Below are 26,110 nucleotides of genomic sequence, written 5' to 3'. Positions count from 1 at the left end.
TGATTAGAACTGATAAACCAGGCCCAGCGCCACTACGTCATCGGTGTTGATACCAGCTGCGTCGGTAAACGCGTTGTCATCCAGCAGGTTGATCTGATAATCAACATAGGTAGACATGTTTTTGTTGAAGTAGTAAGTCGCGCCTACGTCGATATACTTTTTCAGGTTCTGCTTGCCGTAACCCTGGATATCTTTACCGCGAGAGGTCACATAAGCCAGGGACGGACGCAGACCGAAGTCGAACTGATACTGCGCAACCAGTTCCCAGTTGTCTGCTTTATCAGCAAAACCGTAGGCTGCCTGATCGTCGTCGCCGAAACGGGTAGCGTTATAAGAACGGGTGTACATCGCCGCCAGGTAGATGTTGTTTGCGTCATATTTCAGGCCGCCGGTATACGCTTCCGCTTTGTCGCCGTTGCCCAGAATCGCACCGCTGTTCTGGTAGTTAGTACGGTCAGACTGGAACATTGCCGCACCCAGCCCCAGGCCGTTGCCCAGGTCGTAAGTGGTGCTCAGGCCCCAGCCATCGCCGTTCTGCGCTACAGCTTTACGGCTGCCAGCTTCTTCCGGGTTGCTGTCATTTTTGCCCTGGTACTGTACGGCAAAGTTCCAGCCGTCAACCAGGCCGAAGAAGTTGTTGTTACGGTAAGTAGCTACGCCGTTAGCGCGCTGGAACATAAAGTTGTCTGCGCCGTAGGTATCGCCGCCGAACTCCGGCAGGACATCGGTCCATGCGCCGATGTCATAAGCCACGCCGTAGTTACGACCGTAGTCGAACGAACCTGCGTCACCAAATTTGATACCGGCAAAGCCAACACGCGTATAAGAATCTTCGGTGCCTTCGTTTTCGGAATGGTTCAGAGCAACCTGATACTCCCACTGACCATAGCCGGTCAGCTGCTCAGAGATTTGGGTTTCGCCTTTAAAACCGAAACGCAAATAAGATTGGTCGCCGTCGCTGCCGTCGTTGTCAGAGAAATAGTGCAGACCGTCCACTTTGCCGAACAGGTCAAGTTTATTGCCGTCTTTATTATAGATCTCTGCTGCGCCTGCGGAGCCTGCTACTAACAGCGCCGGGACCATCAGGGAGAGAATATGACGTTTCATTTTTATTACCCTCTGGTTATGTGCCTTATAATTGCCACTGCTTGTCGAGCGTTTATTTTTCGGTCGACAGCTCATTGTTCAATCGCCAGAAGTAATAATCCATAAAGAAAATGCTACTAATTTTCCAAAACTGTTTCTATATATTTTATTTTTATCGGTAAATGTAAATTACGTGGAACTTTTAAACAGCACATAGCGTTAAAAAATAAAGCACTATTTGATAAGAAATATCTTTATTACAGGTTATCAGAGAGTTAAAAATAACCATGATATCAGCACTGAATGATAAAAAATTTCTTATTGATGGTTATAAAATAGATCCCGCTATCATCATTTTATTTCATTATTACCTTCATTCACCCTGAATGAGCTGTTTTACCCTTATATTCTGCCGGACATTAACTGTCCGGCTTTTTTTATCAATTTTTAACCAGCGCCCTACCGCAAACGCGCCAGCTGATGATTGGCGGTTATCCGCCTCCTGCTCAGTTACAAATATTTTTTAAACCACTCTGTCTGAACGCGAATAACCTGCTGGAAATGTGCGCCGGTATAGATATCGTAATGACGGGCATCGGCCTGCTCATACAGTTTCTTCTCCTGAGCACCAATGGCGGCAAATAAAGCGCGGCCCTGCTCTGGTGGATTAACGGTATCATTTTCGGCAATCACCACCAGCGAAGGGCATGTGACCTGAGCGGCAGAAAGAGCTGGTTTATATTGTAATGTTTCGCGCACCGTCAGGAACGGGATTTTAATATCCATCTTTGGATAAAGCGCCCGATTCTCTTCAAAAAAGGCTTTGGATTCGGCATCGCTTAATACGCGGTTGACGCTCACCATCATCTCTTTACCGCTATTTTTCTGCTTTTCAGCCATTTTATCCAGTGTGGCAATAAAGGCGTTTTTCTCTTGCTCATCCATTTGGCCGCTAACGATCGCTTCACCATCGGCAAAGGCCAACTGGCTGACAATACATTTAATTTCTGACGCTTCCGCCGCCGCGCCAAAGACATGGCATCCGCCAAAAGAGGTTCCCCAGAGACCGATGCGTTGTGCATCAAGCTCTGGCTGCTGCTGAGCCCAGCGCATCACGGAAAGAATGTCGGCAATCTGCATTGCCGGGATCAGGCGGCCCCGCTCACCGTCACTGTCGCCAAATCCACGGTAATCAAAGGTAATAGCCGCGAAACCGGCCCCGACAAAGGCCTCGGCAAACGCTGGCAGCAGAATTTCTCGAATGCCGCAGAACCCATGACATAAAACGATAACCGGTTTTTTACCTTCACCGCCTGGTTTGTGCAGCGTAATAACAATACCGTCATCATTTTTTTGCGTTAAAACATCCATTAACCTGTTTCCTGTATTTATTTAACCTGATACACACGCTTTACTTTTTAACAGCGCGCATATTATAAAACGGGAAAAGAGTAAACTTTGAGAGATTCGTCTGGGTTATTATTTAAACCTGTTATTTTTTGCATTTTTGTCACAAAAAACAAGCTACGGCGCTTAGCGTTCACGCATCGCTTCGTTAATTTTATTTAGCGGTTTAATTAAATAATCCATTACTGATTTTTGACCGGTTTTTATCTCTACATTGGCGACCATGCCTGGCAGAATTGGAAATTTACGGCCAGCGCGGTTAGTCAGCTCCGCTTTTTGCGTGCGCACATAAACGCGATAATAATACTGATCGCGCTTTACCTCATCCTGGAGGGTATCCGGGGAAACCGTTTCCACTTCGCCATCCAGATCGCCATAAATTGAAGAATCGTAGGCGGTAATTTTCACTACGGCAGGCAGGCCAGGCCGAATATAGGCGATATCTCGCGGGTTAATGCGGGTTTCAATCAGTAGCTGATCCTCCAGCGGCACAATCTCCATCAATTTACCGCCCGGCTGCAACACGCCTCCAACCGTGGTCACCTGTATATCTTTTACGATGCCGCGCACCGGCGATAACAGCGTGGCACGCGTCAGCTGATCCTCTTTGCCGGTCAATCCCTGTAGCTGGGCGTCCAGCTCGGCATTATTTTTGACCTGTTCTTCGCGCGCGCGCACCGCATATTCGTTACGCGCTTCGTCGATTTTGCCGCGTAGTTCGCTCACCTGCCGACGCAGACGAATCACTTCCACCTCGCCCGCCGCGCCCTTCGCCACCAGCGGCGCGGTCATGCGTAACTCTTCCTGCACCAGCTTCAGCGACTGTTGCAGGTTGTTGACGGTTTCCAGTAAATTACGGCGTCGTGACTCATAGAGCTGCGTTTCACGCGCTACCAGTTCCGGCTCACGCAGCGTTTGCTCGCTAAACTGCAGCGGCTCGCCGGTGAGCTCGGCGCGTAATCGTTCCGCTGAGGCACGCAGAGTGCGTACTTTCGACTGCGCCTCGCCAAAATTGGACTGAAAGCGGGTTGGATCAAGCCGCGCCAGAACCTGTCCTTTACTGACAATATCCCCTTCATGCACGTTCAGCTGATTAACGATACCGCCGTCAAGGCTCTCAATTACCTGCGCCCGGCTGGAGGGCGTCACTTTGCCGGTGCCCACCGTGACTTCATCGAGAATAGCGAAATGCGCCCAGACCAAAAAGATCACCAGCGCGGCGCTGCATAGCCAGATAATCAGCGAGGTGCGGCGTTCATGGGTTTTTAACTGGCGATCAACCGTAACCTGCGTCATGCGGCATCTCCTTTGGTTGGCTTCGCCGCGCTGGCGCTACGCAAAATATCATCGCGCGGGCCATCTGCGACAATACGACCGTTGTCCATCACCACAATCCTGTCCACCAGCTTTAACAGCGCCGGACGATGGGTTACCAATACCAGCGTGCGCCCGCTTAGCCAGCTTTTCATTTGCCGGATCACATGTTCTTCCAGTTGTTCATCCATCGAGGCGGTGGGTTCATCCAGCAGCACCACCTGCGGCTGACGCAGGATCATACGGCTGATAAGCACCATCTGGCGCTGACCGCCGGAGAGACCGCGGCCACCCTCGTTAATAATACGATCCAGGCTGGCGGCATCCTGCTGCACCAGGCTCAGTGCGCCGCTGACGCGCAGCGCCTGCAGCATCTCCTGTTCGCTGGCATGCGGATTGCCCAGCATCAGGTTTTGCCGCAGGGTGCCAAAAAACAGCCGGGAGTCCTGCGACAGCCAGCCCAGCTGACGCCGCAAATCAACCGGATCGATACCACTGATATCCACGCCATCAACAATCACCTTGCCCTGCGTCGCTTTCGCCTGTCCCGCCAGCAGCTTTAGCAGCGTCGATTTTCCGGCGCCAACTTTGCCCAGCAGCGCGATGCGCTCGCCTGGCTTGATCTGCAGCTGCCCGATGTTCAGCACATTTTTGACATTTTCTTCATCGTAGGTGTACTGCACGTTACGCAGATCGTAATGACCGGCCAGTGTCGGACAGTGCGCCATCTCGCCCTCTTCCGGCTGATCGAGCGGCTTTTTCAGCAGCTCATCCAACCCTTTCATCGCGCTTTTGGCATGCTGCCAGCGTGAGAAAATCATCGTCAGCTGCATCAGTGGCGCAATGGTGCGTGAGGAGAGCAGGCTGCTGGCGACCAGCGTGCCGGTGGTGATATCGCCCGCCAGCACCAGATAGGTACCGTATACCAGCATGCTCGCGTAGGTCAGCTGCTGTACCGATGAGGCCCAGCCGGTGAGTCTCGCTCCCCACAGTCGCTGTTTCATGCCGATAGCGGCGCTCACTTCATGCGTCTGCTCCCACTGGCGCTGGAAATAGGGTTCCGCCTGTAGCGCTTTGATATCCTCTACGCCCTCAATGGTTTCCACCAGCACCGCATTACGCAGCGCTCCTTCGCGCATCCCTTCCTTCGCCAGTTTTGCCATCGGGATCTGCACCAGCAGGCCCGGGATCACAATCAGCGGGATCGCCAGCAGCGGAATGATCACCAGCGGACCGCCGATAAACCCCATGATAAACAGGAACAGAATAACAAACGGCAGGTCCGCCGCCGCGCCAACGGTGGTGGAGGTCAACAGCTCGCGTACCTGATCGATCTCACGCAGCTGCGAGATAAAAGAACCGGTGGATTTCGGACGCGCTTCGTTACGAATATTCATCGCTCGCGCAAACAGCATGGAAGAGATCTTGAGGTCGATGCGTTTGCCCATCAGATCGGAGACCTGGGTACGCATCAGACGGATCAGGTATTCAATCGCAGCGGCGATCAGCACGCCGGCAAATAGCACCCACAGCGTCGGCTCCGACTGCGCCGGGATCACGCGGTCATAAACCTGCATCGAAAACAGGATGCCCGCCAGCGCCAGCACATTACCCACCACCGAGGCGAGAGAGATTTCAGCGATGCGCCGTCCCATGCCGCGAAAGTTTTTCCAGAACCAGTGCTCCTCATACGGCTGCACAAACTCATCAATGCGCGCATCGCGTGCGCGCGCCGCCACGCCGGGCACCGCCACCTGCTGCTGACTTTGCGCCAGCAGCTCCGTCAGATCGCTTTCACGCACCACATCGCCGCCATCGCTCAGCCAGTAGCGCGCGCGTCCTTCAGCATCGATCGCCTCGACCACTGCCACGCTGCCGTTATCCAGCAGCAGGATCACCGGCGTCACCTCCTGTCGCCAGCGTAACTTTTCACGCGGCGTCATGCTGAGATGCAGGCCCAGCAGCCCTGCCAGACGCTCCAGCTGTTTATCAGACGGCAGATGCTCAAACCAGCGCATCTGCTGACGCAGCGTTTTACCATCGGCGGGCTTGCCGAAGCGGGCGGCAACCCGCAGCATCGCCGCGATCCAGTTATCGGTAGAGGTGGTCATAGTCGCTGCCTTATTCATCTCTGTTACCTGCTTGCTAATTCAGTGAAGGCAGACGCTCGCCGCTCTGCTTTTCGCGGTCGATGCCCATCATATCCAGCAGATTGTCCACCGCTGCCGCATAGCGCACCGTGGCATTCCAGCCGTCATACAGCGCGGTGATGCGCATGCTGTCAGCCTGAAACACATCCTGCTCGACGCTGAGCAGATCGTTGAGGCTGCGCTTGCTGAGCCGGTACTCGTCCGCATAAACCGAGCGGGTGTGCTCTGCGCTTTCCAGCTGTACTTCTCCCGCCTGCTGACGCTGCTGCGCGCCGATCATGTCGGCGTAGGCGGTGGAGGCGTTCTGGTTAATATCGAGCTTGGCGCGCTGGATTTCCGCCTGCGCCGCCTGACGCGCCGCCTCAGCGGAGCGGGTGCGGGCATCGACCAGCCCACCCTGATAAAGAGGCGCTTCTACCCGTAGCTGCAGTTCATCATCCCAGTAAGATCGGTTGTCGTTTTCATAGCGGGTACGTCCCGCCTCCACTTTAACCGTGGGCCAGTGATTCGATGCCGCCTGGTTAACCCGCTCGCGGGCCGCCTGCTGCCTGGCCTGCGCGCTGCGCACCGCGGCGCTTTTCTCATAGGCGATACGGTCCAGCGTTACCTGCTGCTGTAACAGCGATTCCGGCAGCTCTGGCAGGTTATCGGAGATGACGCCGGTGAGTACCGTAAGCTGCGCCTGCGCCGAACGCTGCTGAGCACGATACTGCTCCAGCGTGGCGCGCATTCCGGCCAGACGCGTGCCCGCCTGCAGCACGTCAGACTGCGAATTCAGGCCAGCATCGGCACGCAGTCTGGCAATGTCGCGCACATGCTCCAGTGAGGCGATATTTTTTCGTGCAGACACCACCAGCGCCTGATAGCGCTTCACCTCCAGGTAGGTCTGCAGCGTATCGGCGGCAACGGTTGTCATGGTATCGAACAGGGCAAAACGGTAGGCGTCAGAAAGCGCATGCTGCTCATCGATCGCTCCGCCGGTGCGCCCAAAGTCATACAGTAGCTGGCTAAGCATCACGCCACCGGAGGCGGTATTGTTCAGGCTGCCGGAGGAGTTGGTCTGATTCGATCGTCCGCCGGTCGCCTGCAGGGAAATCTGCGGATACCAGGCGCTTTTGGCGGCGTCCAGCTCCGCCTCGCCCACGTTGATCTGTGCAGCGGCCTGGGCAATTTGTGGATTACGGGCGAAAGCGCGCAGAATCGCTTCACGTAGCGTAAGCGTGGCGATGCGCTCCTCGGTAGGTGCGGCACGCCAGTTAAATTCAGCTTTCGGCTCTGAGGCCGCCCAGGCGACATGCCCCACGCAGCCCCACGCGGCGCTCAGGCAAAGAGAAATAAGGAGTTTACGCATGCAGCTCGATCAACCTTTTTATTATTCGTACGCGTGAGGCAGGAGCCGTTCCCTCGTGCGATACTCATATCCGGTAAAATAACATCATGAATCATTACCGAATTCCATTCATTTTATTAATCAGTTGCGTAATTTTGCCGTCAGCTATTTTGCGGTATAAATCACATTCTCACTAACAGGTATAAAGGCGCCTGCTAAAGGACAAAGGCAGCACAAGGCCGCCTAAGTCATTAAAAAACAACTTTGTAACATTGCTTGAATATTAAAATGAACTAAACATTGTTATCAGACTACCGGCTGTAAATGCTGCTGTTGCAGCAGCTCGGCCAGCGCATTTTCCGTCGTCGGCGCATGGTGAGCGGCATCCTCGCTTTGCGTCGCGCTGTAGCCGACAGCGGTCACGCCGTGCCACATATCCGCCGGAGCGGGCGGCAGCGCCGTTTCCTCATTATGGCCTGAGATTTCTGCGCCAGCGGTTGCCTTTGCCACGCCCACGCCCTGTGCGGCGGTTTCGCCGTCAGCGACTGACTGCGCCGTTTGCCCGTCATACGCAGACGCTTCCACATGAGCTGCTGGCTTCGCCGATTCCACGCCGTGCACAGACGTTTCGGCGCCGGTGGTTGCCTGCGTATCTGTTCTGGTCTGGGCGTCAGCATCGGTGGCGGTTAAGCGATCCACCAGCGCGGCAAGCGAGGGCTGGCTGGCGCTGTGCAGACCGAGCGACGCCGTATCCAGCGGCTGGGCGCCATCGTCAACGCCCACGGTTTCCGTGGCGGTCAACGTTGCCGCGTGCATGGCCAGCGCGTCGGAGGCGTCATGACTCTGCGTCGACTGAACATCGCTAAAGGTCACCGCGCCATCGGCATCCACGGTAATAATCTTCGCCTGCACCTGGGTCACATTCGAACCGCTCCAGCTCAGCCAGTCGCTCATCATGGCGACGACGGTATAACTGCCGGGCTTAAGCGCCTCTACGTCGCTAGCGGGCACAGTGACCTGCCAGTGGTTATCGTAGCCCTGCCCATCTTTGCCCGCCTCAACGACAGAGGTGTAGGTTTTGCCGTTCAGCGTAACGTACACCGTTGAGCCAATGCCCAGTCCCTCGCCGGAGGAGCGGGAGGAACTGATAATCAGATCGCTATGCTTTTCCGCGCCGCTGAGATGGTTGTCGCCGCTGATCGGATCAAATTCAAACGTCATGGGATAATGATAGGGATAGCTGCCCGCCGCCGTTTTAATCGCGCGCGTAGCGGCAAACTGATTGCCGTCCTGATCCTGGTAGCTGATGGTAATATGGGTCGTGGTGCCGTTTTTGACGCTAAACAGATCGGGAACATTGACGCTCCAGACGCCCTCGCTGGTAACGGTGCCGAAAAACACCTTGTCCCCGGCGGTCAATTTCACCGTACTGTCCGCCGGAATGCCGGTGGCATGGCCGGTAATATAGAAAGGCGCCGCGATTTCACCGCCATCCACGTTGTTGTCGCCGGAAATCGTATCGATGGTTAACACCGGCGTTTCGTTACCTTCGCCGTTATGGTTCAGCGTCAGGGTTTTCGCCACCTGCGCCACTTCCTTCGCCCCACCGTAGAACACGGTGGCGATCAGCGTAATCTGGCCCTCCGGCAGCGCCTGTACATCTTCCTTCGGCACGGTAATCACCCAGCGGCTGTCGGTGGTGGTTTTGGTGCTGTAGGTGTGGCCGTTCAGCATCACCTGCACCTCATGTCCGCTGTCGATATAGCGGCCCCAGCCGGAAATCAGCAGTTCGCCGCCGCGCTCGACGGCGCTCAGCACGTCATCGCCGGTGACTTTATTCACCGCCAGCGTCGGTACCTTATTGCTGCTGTTGGTCAACGTAAACTGCGTGCTGACGTGATGATCCACGCCCGCGCTGTCGGTATGATCGGCGGTGACCGTCACTTTGCCGCCGGGAATGGCAGCGATATCGCTTTCCGGCACGGTGACGGCCCACATACCGTCGTTACCCAGCGTACCGCTGTAGGTTTTCCCATGCAGAGTGATCAACACGGTGTCGCCTGGCATTCCCTGATACGCGTAGCCGGAAATGACCGTAGCGTTGCCGTGCTCATTATTCGTGATGGCGTTGTTGACTGAGATCGGATTAAACGCCAGATCAGGGTCCAGTACGGTAAAAGTCTTGGTCTGGGTGCTGTTCACGCTTTCGCCCGTGTTCAGCGTAGCGTTAATCGAGGCGATCACCGTATAGCTGCCGGGCGGCAGCGCCTGTACATCCCTGGCGGGCACGGTAATCTGCCAGTGGTTATCATAATTGCCGCCTTCCACCACGCCGGTATAGGTTTTGCCGTTAAGCGTGACGTAAACCGTCTCGCCGAAGCCAAGGTTTTCACCGGAGAATTTCGAGCCGGTGATAATCAGATCGCTGTGCCCTTCCTGCGCATCGACCTTGCCGTCAATGCTGATGGTATCGATCTGAAACGCCATCGGATATTTATAAGGGTAGCTTGAAGGCACCAGATGGATTTCGCGGCTGGCGGCCACCTCATTGCCGACGCTGTCCTGCCAGCTGACGACCGCATGGGTGGAATTGGCGTTTTTGGCGTTATACAGCTGTCCGACTTTGACGCTCCAGACGCCGTCGCTGGTCACTTCGCCATAAAAGACTTTATCCGCAATGGTCAGCTTAATGCGACTGCCTGCCGGTATGTTGCTGGCATGGCCGGTAAGGAAAGTTGTGGCGCCGATTTCATAGAGGCTAATGGTGTCATCTGCGGATACGGTATCAATCTCCAGCGACGGCGACGCCTTGCCCGCGCCCTCGTTATTCAGCGTCAGGGTTTTCGCCACCTCTGCGACGCGCGCCTCATGGCCGAGCGAAGCCAGCAGCGTAATCTTTCCTTCCGGCAGCGCCTGCACATCTTCCTGCGGCACGCTGATGGTCCAGCGGCTGTCTTTGGTGGTGGTGGCTTGATACTGATGGCCGTTCAGCGTTACCGTGACCTCATACCCTTCGCCGATATTGCGGCCCCAACCGGAAATCAGCAGATCGCCGCCGCGTTCGATGGCGCTCAGCACATCGTCGCCGGTCACCTTGTTAAGAAACAGCGTCGGCACTGACGGACTTGCGGTGCCCGCCAGCAGGTTAATCTGGCTGGTGGCCTTGTGCGCCACGCCCGTACTGTCGATATGAGAGGCGTTAACGGTCACTTTGCCGTTGGGGATTTGCGCGATATCGCTTTCCGGCACGGTAACGTACCACATCGCATCATTGCCCAGCGTGCCGCTGTAGCTTTTGCCATGCAGGGTGACGGTAACGGTGTCGCCTGGATTGCCCTGGCGCACATAGCCGGACACCACGGTGGCGTTGCCATGCTCGTAATAGCCGATGGTGTTATCGATGGAGATCGGGTTGATGGTGATAGTCTCGTCCGCCGCCGCCGCCGCGCGCGTCGGGGCGTCAGCCTGTTGATGGCTGGATAAGGATGTCGTCGCCACGCGCGGCGAGGCGGTATCCGTTTCAGCCGCGAGACTGGTCACCAGGGTAGCGTCAGAAAAAGGAAGCGCAGCGGCAAGCCGCTGACGATCGATGGTGTTGGCCATAATAAATCTCCTGTGGCGCCAGATGAAAAATTGCCGTGGACAGACGCACCCCGCGGCCGGGATGAATTGCACAGCTTTATTTATCCTTTCAAAACCTGAAAGGGAGGGTTGGCGCGCACCAGAGCTGAATCAGCCCAATAACCAGGCAATGAAACATTATCTAAAAACGGTTTGTTACCGTCATGTGCGACCAGATATAAAGAAAACAGGTAAGAACAGCATCTTTATCAATTTATCTTATCGATTAATAAAATTAATCGATGGCACCAAAATGGGGCAACGCAATTTTATTTTTGTTACATGCGTGCTGGCTAATCCCTTGATATCACGCTGTCTGCACGCGAAGCGCCGCTGTCCTTGTTAAGCTGAGGTGCCGCTTAACATTGTGCCGCCTTTGACTGTTACGCAGCGGGAATATTTAGGAATTAACCTAGGGGCTAAAATGTAGTTTCTGGCGTAGCCGACTACCTCAATCAGCGCTTCCCGCGCTCTTTAGCTGTAGGTGAAAAATGCGGCGACGCTGAATAAATCGGCAACATCGTGTGAAATAAGCGGGCTTCGTTGGGCGACCGGTAAAAAACGGGGCGCGTCGGCCCCGTTGTTGAGTACAAGCGCAGCCTGAGGAAAGCGATCGTGCCTGTATGCGGCAAATCCTGCGACAGGGGGAACACTGCTACAATCTGCCGTCTGGGGTTCTGCTACCCTCGGCGCAGTTTTCCTTCATCTTTAACAGCTGTTTTCGCAGAAATGCCATTATCCTTAATTTGACTTATGGCAAGGTGACGCGCCTGATTTTGCCACTTTTAGCCAGGAACTTTCCTGAAAAAGCGCTCCGGCGGCGAAAACTGATTAACAACCTCCATTTTATCGTTTAATAACCTTGCTGGCGCAGAATAGCTGTAGCCGCCATCTCCCGATGAAACGCTGCTCTGCCGGTTGATTTTGTGTTAAAAAGGAACCCCTTTGCGCATCATGGATACTGACCAATGACCTCAGCGGATGTTGAACAGACACGGAAAAGCCAGCCTACCGTGCAGCTGGCCACGCGGATCATTTTTCTGATTGCGGGCATCGGCGTTTCAACCTGGGCACCGCTGGTGCCATTTGCCAAATCGCGCCTGGACGTTAGCGATGCGGCACTGGGCGGCCTGCTGCTGTTTCTCGGCCTTGGCTCGTTGATCGCCATGCCGCTGACCGGATCGCTGGTGGGCAAACAGGGCTGCAAGCGCGTGATCGTCTGCTCATCCCTGATTGTGATGCTGATGTTGCCTTTTATGGCGACGCTCTCCTCTCCCGTCACGCTGGCGCTGGCGCTGATGCTGTTCGGTGCCGCAATAGGCACCCTGGACGTAGCGATGAATATTCAGGCTGTAGAAGTTGAGAAAGCAGCTGAGCGCACCATGATGTCCGGTTTTCACGGTTTTTATAGCATCGGCGGGATCGCAGGCGCGGGGCTGGTCAGCGCGCTGCTGTGGCTGGGATTGTCGCCGCTACAGGCGGTGCTGGCGATGCTGCTGTTGCTGCTTCTGCTACTGCTGGCCAGCCAGCGCGGGATGCTGACGGAACGGATGCATCAGCAGGATACCCCCTTGTTTGTGGTGCCGCGCGGCTGGGTGCTGTTCCTCGGTGTGCTCTGTTTTATTCTGTTTCTTACCGAAGGCGCAGTGCTGGACTGGAGCGCCCTGCTGCTGACGCAGGAACGCAAAATGCCCGCCGCACAGGCCGGGCTGGGCTACGCGGTCTTTTCCATCGCCATGAGTATTGGTCGTTTGACCGGCGACCGGATCGTTAACCGCTTCAGTAATCGTCTGGTACTGGCGGGCGGCTGTCTTTGCGCCGCGCTGGGCGTGCTGCTGCTGATTAGCGTTGATAACGTGACAATTGCGCTGCTGTCGTTTTTACTGATTGGCTTTGGCGCGGCTAATACGGTACCGATCCTGTTCAGCGCCGCCGGGCGTCAAACTGTGATGCCGGTAAATATGGCGGTTTCCGCCATGACAACCATCGGTTATGCCGGTATTCTGGCAGGTCCGGCGTTAATCGGTTTTGTGGCTCACGGCTTTGGCCTGGTGACCGCGTTTGCTGCCATCGTGGTTCTTTTGGTGGCAGTTGCTGCCAGCGCACGGCTGGTAACACGTTAAATGGTCAGGTACCCCCTTTCATCATGATGTACAAGTTTCCTTTATCTTCCAGCAACGTTACGCGTTTTTTCGTGATGTTTATTCTGCTGCTGTTGCTGGCGCTGGGCTTTATGGTCCATAACGCGGTTAATACCTGGCTGATGGAAAAACGCTATGCCATGGCGGATATTACCCGCTCGGTGCAAAAACGCATCGATACCTATCGCTTTGCGACCTGGCAGATTTATGAGAACCTGGCGGCCAGCGCGGCCGGAAGTACTCCCTCTGCCAGCCTGCAGGAAACCCGGCTGCGTCCTGACGTCTACTATCTGGAAAAGATGCGGCGTAAAACCGAGGCGCTGATCTTCGGCTCGCACGACAGCAGCACGCTGGATATGACGCTGCGCATGTCTAATTACCTGGATACCCTTTGGGGTGCGGAAAACAGCACCTGGTCGATGTATTTTCTTAATGGGCAGGATAATAGCCTGATTTTGATCTCTACCCTGCCGCTGAAAGATATGGCGACGCGCTATAAAGAGAGCGCCATCAGCAATATCGTTGATGCGCGGCGTGCAGAGATGCTGCAGCAGGCTAACGCGCTGGATGAACGCGAAAGCTTCTCGCCGCTGCGCCGTTTCGCCTGGCAAAACGATCACTATTTTACCGTGCGCACTACCTTTAATCAGCCCGGCCATCTGGCTACCGTGGTTGCGTTCGATATGCCGATTAACGATCTTATCCCGCATAATATGCCGCTGGAAAATTTCCAGCTTAAGCAGGATGTCGTTCTGAGCAGCAGCACGGATAACGAAGATGAGTTACAAAATACCCGCATCACGCTCAATAATCCCAACATAGAGATTGCAGCTTCGCTGCCCAGCACGCCGCAGCAGCTGATTTATCGCATCCCGCTGAGTACGCTTGCTTTAGATACGCTGCGCAATTTGATGTGGCCGCTGATGGCCAACCTGCTGTTGCTGTTAATGTCGCTGGCCGGCTTATTTTTGCTACGCCAACAGTCGCTGCGTCCGGGAGAAAATCAGAGCGCCGAACTGGATGCGCTGCGTATGCTTAACGAGGAGATTGTCAGCAGCCTGCCGGTTGGCCTGCTGGTTTATGACTTCGCCAGCAATCGCACCATTATCAGCAACAAAATCGCCGAACACCTGCTGCCGCATCTAAACCTGCAGAAGATCGTTAATATGTCCGATCAGCATCAGGGCGTGCTGCAGGCGACGGTTAATAACGAAGTGTATGAGATTCGCCATGCCCGCAGCCATCATTCGCCACATACGCAGCTGTTTCTGATGCGCGATCAGGATCGCGAGCTGCTGGTGAATAAAAAATTGCAGAAGGCGCAGCAGGTGCTGGATCGTAATCATCAACTGCGTCAACAGCTGATGCAGAATCTTGGACATGCGCTGCATCGTCCGCTGCAGCAGGTTGTGGCTCAGTTGCAAACGCTCAGCGAAACCAGCGACGATGACCATGCGCACGACGCGCTGGAAAATAGCCAGGCGCTGGCCCGTCTGGTGGATGATATTGTGCTGCTGAACCGACTGGAAACCCATGACTGGGCTCCGGATGCTGCCTCATTTAATCTGCAATCTCTGCTGGATGAACTGACGCTGGAACTGCTGCCGCTGTCACGCCGTAAAGGATTGACGCTGCTGGTACGCAACCACCTTAACAGCGATGAGATGCGCTTTGGCGATAGTCGCGCTATTTATAAGGTGCTGGCCACTCTGCTTCACTATTCGCTTACCACCACCAGCTGGGGCAAGATAACGCTGGAGGTCGAGTCCCCTGCCGATCGTCCCGATCGTTTGAATATTCAGATTGTGGATACCGGCGCGGGTCTGACGCGCGATGAACTGGGCAATAATGATTTCCCGTTCCTTGGTGAAACCACTGAGGATCGTTTTGGGCAGGCTTCCGGCCTCGCCTTTTTCCTGTGCCGTCAGCTGTGCAAACAGATGGGCGGTCATCTGGAGATTCTGGCCCGGCCAGATATCGGCACGCGCTACAGCATTTTGTTGCATGTGCCGCCGGAACATCAACAGCAGCAGGAAGAGAAGCTGCTGGAAGATGTCATTATGCTTATCGACATCGCAGTCGATGACATTCGCAAAATCGTCACCCATCAGTTAGAAAACTGGGGTGCGAAGTGCATTACGCCGGATGAACGTTTTGCCGGCCAAACGCACGATATCCTGATCACTGACGATCCGGCGCGGCTTTCCGGCTGGTCGTTGTTGCTGACGGATAATGAACTGGGCTTTACCGTCCTGAATGAACAGCAGTATCGGGTTAACTTTAACCTGAGTAGCGCGTTGCAGGATGCGCTGTTACAGCTAATTGAGAAACAGCTATCTCAGGATATGTCGCCTGCCGGAGAAGATGAAGAAGAGGAAGCCGTTCCGCTTATCAGCGGGGGGTACTACCAGCTATTTGTCGAGACAGTACCGGAAGATGTACAGAGACTGTATACTGAGGCGTCGAACAGGGATTACGCGACGCTTGCTCAGACAGCGCATCGCCTGAAAGGGGTATTTGCCATGCTTAATCTGGTACCCGGCAAGGAGCTTTGTGAACAGCTGGAACAGCACATTAAAGCGAGTGACGATTTAAACATCAAAAATACCACCAGTGACATTGACGCTTACGTCAATCAACTGCTGCAGCAAGGTAACCAATAAGATGAATAATTTGAACGTAATTATTGCCGATGACCATCCAATTGTTCTGTTTGGCATTCGTAAATCTCTTGAACAGATTGAATGGGTCAACGTAGTTGGTGAGTTTGAAGACTCGACAGCATTGATTAACAGCCTTTCCAAACTGGACGCCAACGTCCTGATCACCGATCTCTCCATGCCTGGCGAAAAATATGGCGACGGCATTACGCTGATCAAATATATCAAACGTCACTATCCGGATCTGTCGATTATTGTTCTGACCATGAACAATAACCCGGCAATTCTCAGCGCCGTGCTGGACCTGGATATCGAAGGCATCGTACTGAAACAGGGTGCGCCGACCGACCTGCCGAAAGCGCTGGCAGCACTGCAGAAAGGGAAGAAATATACCCCGGAAAGCGTGGCCAAGCTGCTGGAGAAAATCAGCGCCGGCGGCTACGGTGACAAACGCCTGTCGCCGAAAGAGAGTGAAGTATTGCGCCTGTTCGCTGAAGGCTTCCTGGTGACCGAGATCGCCAAGAAGCTGAACCGCAGTATCAAAACCATCAGCAGCCAGAAAAAATCAGCAATGATGAAACTGGGCGTTGATAACGATATTGCGCTGCTGAACTATCTCTCTTCGGTCAGCACTACCGCCCCGATGGACAAAGAGTAAGCCGCCATAACGCGTCACGGAAGACGCGTTATGAATGAAGCTCTGCTACCGTCATGGTAAACATCAACAGCGTTTCCTGTTTATTGGCTGCGTTACCAGGGCCAACGATTCGTACATGGCGCAAATCAGCAAGTGAATCCATTCCGTCATTTTTACATTGCGAATGCCTCACGACCTATACGCCGCGCACTTTTCTGACGCGCTCGGCATAAATCGCCAGCGAGGTTTTTAACGTATCGAGCGTAACTGGCTTCGATAAACAGTTATCCATGCCCGCCTCCATACAGCGCTGCTTCTCTTCCGCCAGCGCGTTGGCGGTAACGCCAATAATCGGGAACGTTTGTCCCAGCTGGCGTAAGCGCTGCGTCAGACGATAACCATCCATATTCGGCATATTGACGTCGGTCAGCACAATATCGATTTCGCTGCGGCTAATCACATTAAGCGCATCCACGCCGTCCTGCGCCGTTTTCACCCGATAGCCCAGCGAACTAAGCTGATCGGAAAGCAGCATACGGTTGATAGGATGGTCGTCCACCACCAGAATCAGGATATCGTGATTATCCACGCCTGGCTGCTCCGGCACCGGCAACGATGCCAGACCATCCGGCACTTCAACCAGCACGCTGTAAATTTTGCCCAGCAACGCTGGCAGTTCATGCGGCATCGCGGTGCTGTGGATCCAGCGTCCGGGTTTGACCTCATACGGCACGTCAATGTGCGCGCCGTCAAACAGGATGATCGCGCGCACCGGCTGTTCTGGCTGGAAGTCGTAATCAGTAATAATCACATCATCCGCCCGCCATTGCTGGTCGTTAAGGCGCTTCACCTGAATCCCGTGCGCCTGCAACAGCCGCGTCATAAAGGCAGCCAGGGCATCGTTACGCAGCGCCAGCCAGATCTGCTTATCTTCCAGACCTTCATGCAACACCGGCGCCATCACCTGACTGTTGTAGAGCGGGATACGCACAATAAACTGACTGCCCATGCCCGGTTCAGATTCCACTTCAATGTCGCCATCCATCATATTGATCAGCTTTTCACAGATTGCCAGCCCAAGGCCGGTTCCCTGAAAATTACGCTGCACCCCGGTTCCCACCTGAAAGAACGGATCGAACAGCCGGGTGATCTCTTTGTTGGCGATGCCGACACCGGTATCACGTACGCGCACCGCCAGGTAACCCTCGCGAACATAGGCATGGAGAATAATGCAGCCGGTATGGGTAAATTTAATGGCGTTGTTGAGCAGGTTGGAAATCACCTGCTGCAGGCGCATCGGATCGCCATCCAGCGCAACCGGCACGTCATATTCAATAAAGCAGTAAAGCGTCAGACGCTTTTTCACCACCAACGATAAATAGTTGGCGGTGATATGCGTAATGATCTCACGTGGCGCAAAAGGACGCGGCTCGATTTGCAGCTGTTCCGACTCAATTTTAGAGAAGTCGAGGATGTCGCTAATGATTTTCAGCAGCAGGCTGGAGGAGTTGTTCATCGCTGTCACCAGCGAATCCACCCCTTTCGGCAGCTGTTTGGTTTGCAGCAGATCCAGATTGCCGATAATCCCATACAGCGGCGTACGCAGCTCATGGCTGACGGTTGCCAGGAACATTGATTTAGACTGACTGGCCTGCTCGGCCGCCTGCGCCATCTCCTGCAGCGACTCTTCCATTTTCACGCGCGCGCTAACGTCCACCAGCACGCAAATCGCTACGTTTTCATTACGATAGCGTGAATGCACGAAACTGATCTGCAGATTGGTATTGCTGCCGGTGAGCAGATCGACAAAGTTAACCTGCTGGCCGCTGATGATTTCCGTTAGCTTCTGGCGATCTTCCTGCGTCAGCATGGTGAGATAGTTATGTGCCAGCTCATTACTCAGAATATTGGTGCCATCACGGGTGCGCAGAATACAGATGCCAACCGGCGCAGAAGCCACAATTTTCCGGTTAAACTGCTCATGCTCTTCCAGCCGGTGCGCATTTTCCTCTGCCGGCAGGAACATCCGGCGTTCAAACAGCCAGGCCAGGGTAAAGAGAATAACCGCGCTGATCAAATTCAACAGGATGGCATTAATCATTAACAGCTTAAGCCGATCCACCAGCACATCGGTAGGCACTGAATAGATAATGCTTAAATTAGAAGGATGCAGAGTCTTCTTCAGCACCAGCTGTTTATAGTTATCAACGTAGCCAAACCAGGCTTTCTTATCAGGCACCTCATCAAGCGAGAACGCGACGCGTCCCCGGTTGGAGGAGAGCACCGGCTGATTGGCCTCATTCACCAGCGTGGCGGTGACCGGCAGGCTGCCCGGCGTGACAAAATCATCCAGACGGATATTTTGCTCAATGCCCAGCAGCGCCTCCAGCTTGTTGGCGATATAAATGGGCGTAATCATATAGAAATAGCCGACGCCAGGCTGCCCGTTATTGCTTACCCAATAGAGGCTGCTTTTGCGCTCGTCCGTGCTGCTGTTGCGATAGCGCAAAATGCGCTCGTTCAGGGTTTTTACCGTGCGCTCGCGATCCACCGAACCGTTGCCGATACCAAAATCGGCCATACACAGCCCTTCGCCGCCGATAAAAAACACCCGGTTCAGCTCATAGGCGGAGGCGAAATTAGTTTTCCAGTAGTTCAGAAAATAGCTGAGTGATTCCAGCGAGCTGCGCCAGGTGTTGCTCATGGCGGAACAGTTTGAATTGGCGACCAGCGGAGAAAACTGCGGCAGCGTGACTTTGCCAGGAAAAACGCCGTTCAGCACGTCTGTGCCGTTGGCGCTGTTGTTCAGTCGGTTCTCGGCAATATATTTTAGCTGGCGAGTAATATCAGCGGAGTGACGCACGTACCACTGCGCCTGGTCATAGTTAAGCGTAAACTCCTGACGCACCTGCGCTTCTTGCTCATGCAAAATGCTGATAACGTAGAACGCCGTTAACAGCGCCCCCAGCGACCAGAGCATCAGCGCCAGCGCGCGAAACAGGTAGCGGGAAATCCTTAGCGTTGTGCGAAACGAAACGAGATATTTCAAGGGAAAGCCCCGGCGCAACCGCCGACAATAATTAAAATTTTTTGATCCCGCTACAGTAGCGGCAGATGGCGAAAAAAGCCAGACGTTAGCCGCATTCCGCCTCGCTGTTCAGACTAAATATCCTCTCTCATCGCGTATCGCCATCGCATAACCGGCAATCGCAACCTGATTCACCGATTTACTGGCCGCCTCAGGCTCGCTTACAGGGCGGTGCCGATCTCATAACCAACGGCACTTCTCGCCTCTTCCTCTCATATTTTTACGTGGCGAACGCACCCAGCTCTTGCAGCGTCTCCGCCAATAGTGTGAGTCCGGCTGCCTGACTATTTCAGAAAGATTGCCTGAAAACTTTTACGTCTTTGAGCCGTATCCGGCCAGGATTGAAGGCGAAAAAAACGGGCCAGCAGCTGCCTGGCCCGTTATATGTAGCGCTTGCTGTGATAATTTTTATCGCGTGATGGATTAACCCACTACGACAAAACAGCAAGCGGGCGATTACTCTTCTTCGCCGTCCGGAATATCATCATCATTTTCTACTTCCGGGGCGATATCGTCCTCCCCTTCAGCGACGCTGCCATCGATGGCATCCAGCTCTTCTTCTTCCACTGGCTCAGCAACGCGCTGCAGGCCAACCACGTTTTCATCCGCTGCGGTACGGATCAGGATCACGCCCTGGGTGTTACGACCAACAATGCTGACTTCCGATACGCGGGTGCGCACCAGGGTTCCGGCATCGGTGATCATCATGATCTGATCGCTGTCTTCGACCTGCACCGCGCCGATAACCGGCCCGTTGCGATCGGTGACTTTGATCGAGATAACGCCCTGCGTCGCACGCGATTTGGTCGGGTATTCGCTGTTTGCGGTGCGTTTACCGTAGCCGTTCTGCGTTACCGTCAGAATTGCGCCCTCTTCACGCGGCACAATCAGCGAGACCACGCGATCCCCTTCCGCCAGCTTGATGCCGCGGACGCCGGAAGCGGTACGGCCCATGGCGCGCACGGCCTGCTCGGAGAAGCGCACCACTTTACCGGCGGCAGAGAACAGCATCGCTTCGTTGCTGCCATCGGTCAGCGCCACGCCGATCAGCTCATCATCTTCACGCAGGTTGACGGCGATAATACCGGCGCTGCGCGGACGGCTGAACTCGGTCAGCGAGGTTTTCTTCACGGTGCCGCTGGCGGTCGCCATAAAGATATTGGTGCCTTCGGTGTATTCACGCACCGGCAGAATGGCGGTAATACGCTCGTTGGCTTCCAGCGGCAGCAGGTTGACGATAGGACGTCCACGTGCGCCACGGCTCGCTTCCGGCAGCTGATAGACTTTCATCCAGTAGAGTCGGCCACGGCTGGAGAAGCAGAGAATGGTATCGTGGGTATTCGCCACCAGCAGGCGATCGATAAAGTCCTCTTCCTTGATACGTGCTGCCGATTTACCTTTGCCGCCGCGACGCTGTGCTTCGTAATCGGAAAGCGGCTGATACTTCACGTAGCCCTGATGTGACAGGGTAACCACGACATCTTCCTGATTGATCAGATCTTCGATATTAATATCGGCGCTGTTCGCGGTGATTTCGGTACGACGCTGGTCACCAAACTGATCGCGAATGGCTTCCAGCTCTTCACGGATCACTTCCATCAGGCGATCGGCGCTTTCCAGAATGTGGATCAGCTCGGCAATCTGTTCCAGCAGCTCTTTGTATTCGTCCAGCAGCTTCTCATGTTCCAGACCGGTCAGCTTCTGCAGACGTAAATCCAGAATAGCCTGCGCCTGCTGCTCGGTCAGATAGTAGCGACCATCGCGAATACCAAACTGCTCTTCCAGCCACTCCGGACGTGCAGCATTATCGCCCGCACGCTCCAGCATGGCGGAAACATGACCCAGCTCCCACGCCTGCGCAATCAACCCGGCTTTCGCTTCGGCCGGCGTTGGCGCACGGCGGATAAGCTCAATAATCGGATCGATATTCGCCAGCGCAATCGCCAGACCTTCAAGGATATGCGCGCGGTCGCGAGCCTTACGCAGTTCGAAAATGGTACGGCGCGTGACGACTTCACGGCGATGACGCACGAAAGCCTGAAGAATATCCTTCAGCGCCATAATTTTCGGCTGGCCCTGATGCAGCGCCACCATATTGATGCCAAAAGAGACCTGCAGCTGCGTCAGCGAATAGAGGTTATTCAACACCACTTCCGCTACCGCATCGCGCTTCACCTCAACCACGATACGCATACCGTCTTTGTCAGACTCGTCACGCAGCGCGCTGATGCCTTCGATACGCTTGTCTTTCACCAGTTCAGCGATTTTCTCGATCAGGCGCGCTTTGTTGACCTGATAGGGAATTTCGTGAATCACGATGGTTTCACGTCCGGTTTTGGCATCGGTTTCCACCTCACCACGGGCGCGGATATAGATTTTGCCGCGACCCGTGCGATAGGCTTCTTCGATACCGCGACGACCGTTGATGATGGCGGCAGTAGGGAAATCCGGTCCCGGGATATGCTCCATCAGCCCTTCGACGCTGATATTTTCATCGTCGATGTAGGCCAGACAGCCGTTAATCACTTCGGTAAGGTTGTGCGGCGGAATGTTAGTCGCCATACCAACCGCGATACCGGAAGACCCGTTGACCAGCAGGTTAGGTACTTTGGTGGGCAACACTTCCGGAATCTGTTCAGTGCCGTCGTAGTTCGGCACAAAATCCACGGTCTCTTTATCCAGATCCGCCAACAGTTCGTGGGCGATTTTTGACATGCGCACTTCGGTGTAACGCATCGCTGCGGCGGAGTCGCCGTCAATGGAACCGAAGTTGCCCTGCCCATCCACCAGCATATAACGCAGCGAAAACGGCTGTGCCATACGCACAATGGTGTCATAAACGGCAGAGTCGCCGTGCGGGTGATATTTACCGATGACGTCGCCAACGACACGGGCAGATTTTTTGTAAGGTTTGTTCCAGTCGTTCCCCAGCACGCTCATGGCAAAAAGCACGCGGCGATGGACAGGTTTCAGGCCATCGCGAACATCTGGTAATGCACGGCCAACGATGACCGACATGGCGTAATCGAGGTAAGAGCTCTTCAGTTCTTCTTCGATATTAACCGGTGTGATTTCTCTGGCAAGGTCGCTCATGGAGCCGCTATCCCTCTACATTTATCCCGGATTTAAAGGTGCGAAAGTATATCACATTGCAACCTGTCGGTGAACGGAAAGCAGCGTTTTAAGCGCGCTTTCCCCTTTGGCGTGCCGTGCTGATTGCTGCGAGAAGATGTATACTCCGGGAAACTTTGTCAGGAGTAGAAAAAGATGAATGCGAGAGCGCAGATGAACAATGTGGATCAGGCTGAAATCGCCAAATTTGAAGCGGTGGCATCACGCTGGTGGGATCTGGAGGGTGAATTTAAGCCACTGCACCGCATTAATCCGCTGCGCCTTGGCTATATTGCCCAGCACGCGGGCGGCCTGTTCGGCAAAAAAGTGCTGGATGTGGGCTGCGGCGGCGGTATTCTCGCTGAAAGCATGGCGCGTGAAGGTGCGCAGGTGACCGGCCTGGATATGGGTGCGGAGCCGCTGGAAGTTGCGCGTCTGCATGCGCTGGAGAGCGGCGTAAAGGTCGATTACATACAGCAGACGGTGGAAGATCACGCAGACCAGTATGCTGGCAACTATGATGTGGTTACCTGCATGGAGATGCTGGAGCATGTGCCAGATCCGCGCTCGGTGGTGCTGGCCTGCGCTCAGCTGGTCAAACCGGGCGGCGACGTATTTTTCTCTACCATTAACCGCAATGCAAAATCCTGGCTGATGGCGGTGGTTGGCGCGGAGTATGTGCTGCGCATGGTGCCGCGCGGCACGCATGATGCGAAGAAATTTATTCGCCCGGCGGAGCTGCTGCACTGGGTAGATGAAACCCCACTGCGCGAAAAACACATTATCGGCCTGCACTATAATCCGCTGCGTGACAGCTTCCGTCTTGCCCCTGGCGTTGACGTCAATTACATGCTGCATACGCGCCACGGCGAGAACTGATCGGCCATTTGGCCGGAGACACAGGCCAGCGTAACCGGGCGCTCCCCCGCGCCCGGTTAGCCGCCCGCGCGGCTACAGGTGAAAACCGCTGGCCTGCAGCTCATGCTCCAGCCAGCCCAGAAAACGTTGCATTTTTTCCTTTTTTTCACTGGCGTGCGGGAACACTAAATGATGCGCACTTACCGGCATGGCGAAGCTGTCGTTAAATACCGGTTTCAGCTTCCCAGCCTGAATATATTCCTGCGCCAGCAGATCGCTCTCCAGAATAAACCCCATATTCATGCAGGCCGCTTCAAAACTCATATAGGAGCGGTCGAAGCTAAAGACAAAATTTTTATTTTTATATTCTACGCCATGCCATGAAAACCAGACGTCCCAGCCAATTAAGGTGATTTCCGAATTAATTAACTCGTTAACAACCAGCTGTTCGGGGTGCGTTATCGGATGACGTGCCAGATATTCCGGCGAGGCCAACACCACCATTTTTTCATTTTTAATGGTTTTGACATTAAGCGTTGGCCATTCGGCCAGCCCGTGACGAATATCAATATCCAGGTTATCGCGCGCAAACTGCAGGTTTTCATAGGAACAGGTCAAGTTGAGCTGAATATCAGGATGCGCCTGCCTGAACTTGTCCAGACGCTTCATCAGCCAGAGCAGCCCAAAGCTGGGCGAAGAGTGAACCCGCAGGTGCTCATGATGAATATCATGAATGGCCTTTTCCGTGGCCCGCCCGATAAGGGTCAGCGGCCCGGCAATCTCTTTCAAATAGACCTCTCCCGTGAGCGTCAACACCACGCCTTTGCCGTTGCGGGTAAACAACTTCTTGCCTAAAAAACTTTCCAGCGCGGCGATCTGATGGCTGACAGCAGAGGCGGTAACGTTTAAATTTTCTGCTGCGCTATTCAGGCTCCCGGTATTGGCGACCTCAATAAAAGCCAGGATATTCTTTAATGAAGGTAACGGCAGAATATTCTTTTTGCTGACGGTCACGTTATGCTCCTGAAGATCATTATTTGCGCAATGGGAAATTTTATCGTGCAACGACTCGTTAAACAATAAACAGACCCCATTTTACTCACTGACCCCGTTGTTTTTTCTGGCTGACAAATGTGACAACGTTTGCAATTATCTATTTTTACTGTTGACTTACCTCAGGAATTCTCTGCTAAAAATTCGATGTTCCTTTATGACTTCTCTCACGAATCAAATTTTTCTCATCCACAAATGAAGTTTTTTAACTTCCCATTTAATTTTTAATGCATATAGTCAACCTATCTTATTTAATCGAGCTCTATAAAAAATGCATTTAAAACTATTTCCGACGCCATTTATTTAAGAGGCTACCCTATGTTAAAAACAGACGCTGTGCCGTTGACGCAAAGTCGGCAGACACGTTACCGCTTTATTGTGCTTGCGCTGATATTTATTGTCTATGCCGTTAATTATGCAGACAGAACCAATATTGGCGCAGTGCTGCCTTTTATTATCGAAGAATTCCACATTAATAATTTCGAGGCTGGCGCAATCGCCAGTATGTTTTTCCTGGGTTACGCCATAAGCCAGATTCCCGCCGGTTTCTTTATGGCGAAAAAAGGCATTCGCGGCGTCGTAGCGCTATCAATTTTTGGCTTTTCATTTTTTACCTGGCTGATGGGCACCGCTTCATCGGTATTGGCATTAAAATGGATCCGGCTGGGCCTGGGCCTGAGCGAAGGCCCCTGTCCGGTTGGCCTCGCCTCTACCATTAATAACTGGTTTCCCGCCAAAGAGAAGGCTACGGCTACCGGCGTGTTTATTGCCGCCACGATGTTTGCGCCGATTATTGTGCCGCCACTGGCAGTCTGGATTGCGCTCGATTACGGCTGGCGCTGGGTATTTTTCTCTTTCGCTATTCCTGGTATGTTTGTCGCTGTTGCCTGGTATCTGCTGGTGAAAACCCGACCGGAAGAGAGCCGTTTTGTTTCACAGGGCGAGCTGGATATTATCCATGCGGATAACCAACAAGGTAATCAGGCGCGAACGAACTTAGTTATGCATCCTAAATTCGCCTTACTCGATCGCCTTATTCGGGTAAAAAAACTGGAGCCGATTAGCCGCGCTAAAGATCTGTTCAAATCTAAAAATATCATCGGTGATTTCCTCGCTTATTTTATGATGGTCAGCGTGCTTTATGGGTTACTGACCTGGATACCGCTCTACTTAGTACAGGAAAAAGGCTTTACCTTCCTAAATATGGGTTTTGTCGCCACCATGCCCTGCCTGGGCGGATTAATTGGTGCCATCGGCGGCGGATATATTTCTGACAAACTACTGGGAAAACGCCGTAAACCCACCATGATGTTCACCGCTATTACCACCGTTATTATGATGCTGGTGATGCTGCGTATTTCCGGTGATACCTTCACTATTTGCCTCGGCCTGTTTTTTGTCGGGCTGTGCCTTAATATCGGCTGGCCTGCGTTTACCGCCTACGGCATGGCGGTTGCCGACAGTAAAACTTACCCCATCGCCGCCTCCATTATTAACAGCGGCGGTAATTTAGGCGGTTTTGTTTCTCCTATGGTGGCCGGATTTTTACTGGATAAAACCGGCAGCTTCAATGCGGTATTCACTTATTTCGGTATCTGTGCGGCGATAGGGCTGGTGCTTATTTGCCTGCTGGATGAGCCGGAATAACTCACGC

Annotated in this window: 14 protein-coding genes; 5 read left to right on the top strand and 9 right to left on the bottom strand. The window is 54.0% G+C overall.

What is annotated here, in order from left to right:
• Positions 1-3 precede the first annotated feature (3 nt).
• The 6 genes from ompC to ACQE3Y_RS02080 all read right to left on the bottom strand — a co-directional run bounded on the left by ompC (position 4) and on the right by ACQE3Y_RS02080 (position 10,890).
• Positions 4-1,107: a porin OmpC gene (gene ompC / locus ACQE3Y_RS02105; protein WP_426971938.1), complete on the bottom strand. Its 1,104-nt coding sequence runs from the start codon at positions 1,105-1,107 to the stop codon at positions 4-6.
• Positions 1,108-1,596: 489 nt separating this feature from the next.
• The gene (gene uilS, locus ACQE3Y_RS02100; protein WP_426971937.1) at positions 1,597-2,457 is read right to left on the bottom strand and encodes a UilS family quorum-quenching N-acyl-homoserine lactonase; all 861 of its coding nucleotides are present in this window, start codon (positions 2,455-2,457) and stop codon (positions 1,597-1,599) included.
• Between the two features lie 162 nt (positions 2,458-2,619).
• Positions 2,620-3,789, bottom strand: coding sequence for an HlyD family efflux transporter periplasmic adaptor subunit (locus tag ACQE3Y_RS02095; RefSeq protein ID WP_426971936.1), 1,170 nt, complete (start codon positions 3,787-3,789; stop codon positions 2,620-2,622).
• Entirely contained in the window at positions 3,786-5,936 is a 2,151-nt protein-coding gene (locus ACQE3Y_RS02090; RefSeq protein ID WP_426971934.1) for a type I secretion system permease/ATPase, read from the bottom strand. Before ACQE3Y_RS02090 ends, ACQE3Y_RS02095 begins: the two co-directional genes overlap by 4 nt.
• Positions 5,937-5,952: 16 nt before the next feature.
• Complete coding sequence (locus ACQE3Y_RS02085; protein ID WP_426980759.1) at positions 5,953-7,308, bottom strand: TolC family outer membrane protein; 1,356 nt, start codon at positions 7,306-7,308, stop codon at positions 5,953-5,955.
• 285 nt (positions 7,309-7,593) lie between these two features.
• Positions 7,594-10,890 (bottom strand): Ig-like domain-containing protein, encoded by a 3,297-nt coding sequence (locus ACQE3Y_RS02080; protein WP_426980757.1) that lies wholly within the window; start codon positions 10,888-10,890, stop codon positions 7,594-7,596.
• Between the two features lie 986 nt (positions 10,891-11,876).
• On the opposite strand from ACQE3Y_RS02080, the gene ACQE3Y_RS02075 reads away from it, so the two are divergent.
• Genes ACQE3Y_RS02075 through rcsB form a run of 3 tightly spaced genes read left to right on the top strand, consistent with a single transcriptional unit; the run spans position 11,877 to position 16,367 of the window.
• Positions 11,877-13,031 carry an MFS transporter gene (locus ACQE3Y_RS02075; RefSeq protein ID WP_426971928.1) on the top strand — a complete coding sequence of 385 codons (1,155 nt, stop codon included), beginning with the start codon at positions 11,877-11,879 and terminating at the stop codon, positions 13,029-13,031.
• Positions 13,032-13,054: 23 nt separating this feature from the next.
• A complete protein-coding gene (gene rcsD / locus ACQE3Y_RS02070) occupies positions 13,055-15,712 on the top strand; it encodes a phosphotransferase RcsD (protein ID WP_426980756.1) in 2,658 nt (885 codons plus the stop codon).
• A gap of 1 nt (position 15,713) precedes the next feature.
• Positions 15,714-16,367 (top strand): response regulator transcription factor RcsB, encoded by a 654-nt coding sequence (rcsB, locus tag ACQE3Y_RS02065; protein WP_085071058.1) that lies wholly within the window; start codon positions 15,714-15,716, stop codon positions 16,365-16,367.
• 175 nt (positions 16,368-16,542) lie between these two features.
• On the opposite strand, the gene rcsC is transcribed toward rcsB, so the two are convergent.
• Both rcsC and gyrA read right to left on the bottom strand, forming a co-directional pair.
• The gene (rcsC, locus tag ACQE3Y_RS02060) at positions 16,543-19,395 is read right to left on the bottom strand and encodes a two-component system sensor histidine kinase RcsC (protein WP_426971926.1); all 2,853 of its coding nucleotides are present in this window, start codon (positions 19,393-19,395) and stop codon (positions 16,543-16,545) included.
• A 495-nt stretch (positions 19,396-19,890) separates the two neighbouring features.
• The gene (gyrA, locus tag ACQE3Y_RS02055) at positions 19,891-22,527 is read right to left on the bottom strand and encodes a DNA topoisomerase (ATP-hydrolyzing) subunit A (RefSeq protein ID WP_426971925.1); all 2,637 of its coding nucleotides are present in this window, start codon (positions 22,525-22,527) and stop codon (positions 19,891-19,893) included.
• 174 nt (positions 22,528-22,701) lie between these two features.
• Here gyrA and ubiG point away from each other — a divergent pair, with 174 nt between their 5' ends.
• Entirely contained in the window at positions 22,702-23,424 is a 723-nt protein-coding gene (gene ubiG / locus ACQE3Y_RS02050; protein ID WP_426971924.1) for a bifunctional 2-polyprenyl-6-hydroxyphenol methylase/3-demethylubiquinol 3-O-methyltransferase UbiG, read from the top strand.
• A 72-nt stretch (positions 23,425-23,496) separates the two neighbouring features.
• Here ubiG and ACQE3Y_RS02045 read toward each other — a convergent pair whose 3' ends face one another.
• Entirely contained in the window at positions 23,497-24,417 is a 921-nt protein-coding gene (locus ACQE3Y_RS02045) for a LysR substrate-binding domain-containing protein (RefSeq protein WP_426971923.1), read from the bottom strand.
• A 357-nt stretch (positions 24,418-24,774) separates the two neighbouring features.
• Here ACQE3Y_RS02045 and ACQE3Y_RS02040 point away from each other — a divergent pair, with 357 nt between their 5' ends.
• Positions 24,775-26,103 (top strand): MFS transporter, encoded by a 1,329-nt coding sequence (locus ACQE3Y_RS02040; RefSeq protein ID WP_426971922.1) that lies wholly within the window; start codon positions 24,775-24,777, stop codon positions 26,101-26,103.
• The last annotated feature ends 7 nt before the right edge of the window (positions 26,104-26,110 follow it).

It is taken from the genome of Pantoea sp. FN0305 (assembly GCF_050113845.1).
GTDB classification, from domain to species: Bacteria; Pseudomonadota; Gammaproteobacteria; order Enterobacterales; family Enterobacteriaceae; genus Mixta; species Mixta alhagi.
This window is presented reverse-complemented; position numbering and strand designations above follow the sequence as displayed.

Bases quoted from the DNA above. Each gene is read 5' to 3' on its own strand.
- ACQE3Y_RS02080 (WP_426980757.1), bottom strand. From the start codon at position 10,890: ATGGCCAACACCATCGATCGTCAGCGGCTTGCCGCTGCGCTTCCTTTT.
- rcsD (WP_426980756.1), top strand. From the start codon at position 13,055: ATGATGTACAAGTTTCCTTTATCTTCCAGCAACGTTACGCGTTTTTTC.
- ACQE3Y_RS02085 (WP_426980759.1), bottom strand. From the start codon at position 7,308: ATGCGTAAACTCCTTATTTCTCTTTGCCTGAGCGCCGCGTGGGGCTGC.
- ACQE3Y_RS02090 (WP_426971934.1), bottom strand. From the start codon at position 5,936: ATGAATAAGGCAGCGACTATGACCACCTCTACCGATAACTGGATCGCG.
- rcsB (WP_085071058.1), top strand. From the start codon at position 15,714: ATGAATAATTTGAACGTAATTATTGCCGATGACCATCCAATTGTTCTG.
- gyrA (WP_426971925.1), bottom strand. From the start codon at position 22,527: ATGAGCGACCTTGCCAGAGAAATCACACCGGTTAATATCGAAGAAGAA.
- ACQE3Y_RS02095 (WP_426971936.1), bottom strand. From the start codon at position 3,789: ATGACGCAGGTTACGGTTGATCGCCAGTTAAAAACCCATGAACGCCGC.
- ubiG (WP_426971924.1), top strand. From the start codon at position 22,702: ATGAATGCGAGAGCGCAGATGAACAATGTGGATCAGGCTGAAATCGCC.
- ompC (WP_426971938.1), bottom strand. From the start codon at position 1,107: ATGAAACGTCATATTCTCTCCCTGATGGTCCCGGCGCTGTTAGTAGCA.
- ACQE3Y_RS02075 (WP_426971928.1), top strand. From the start codon at position 11,877: ATGACCTCAGCGGATGTTGAACAGACACGGAAAAGCCAGCCTACCGTG.
- ACQE3Y_RS02040 (WP_426971922.1), top strand. From the start codon at position 24,775: ATGTTAAAAACAGACGCTGTGCCGTTGACGCAAAGTCGGCAGACACGT.
- uilS (WP_426971937.1), bottom strand. From the start codon at position 2,457: ATGGATGTTTTAACGCAAAAAAATGATGACGGTATTGTTATTACGCTG.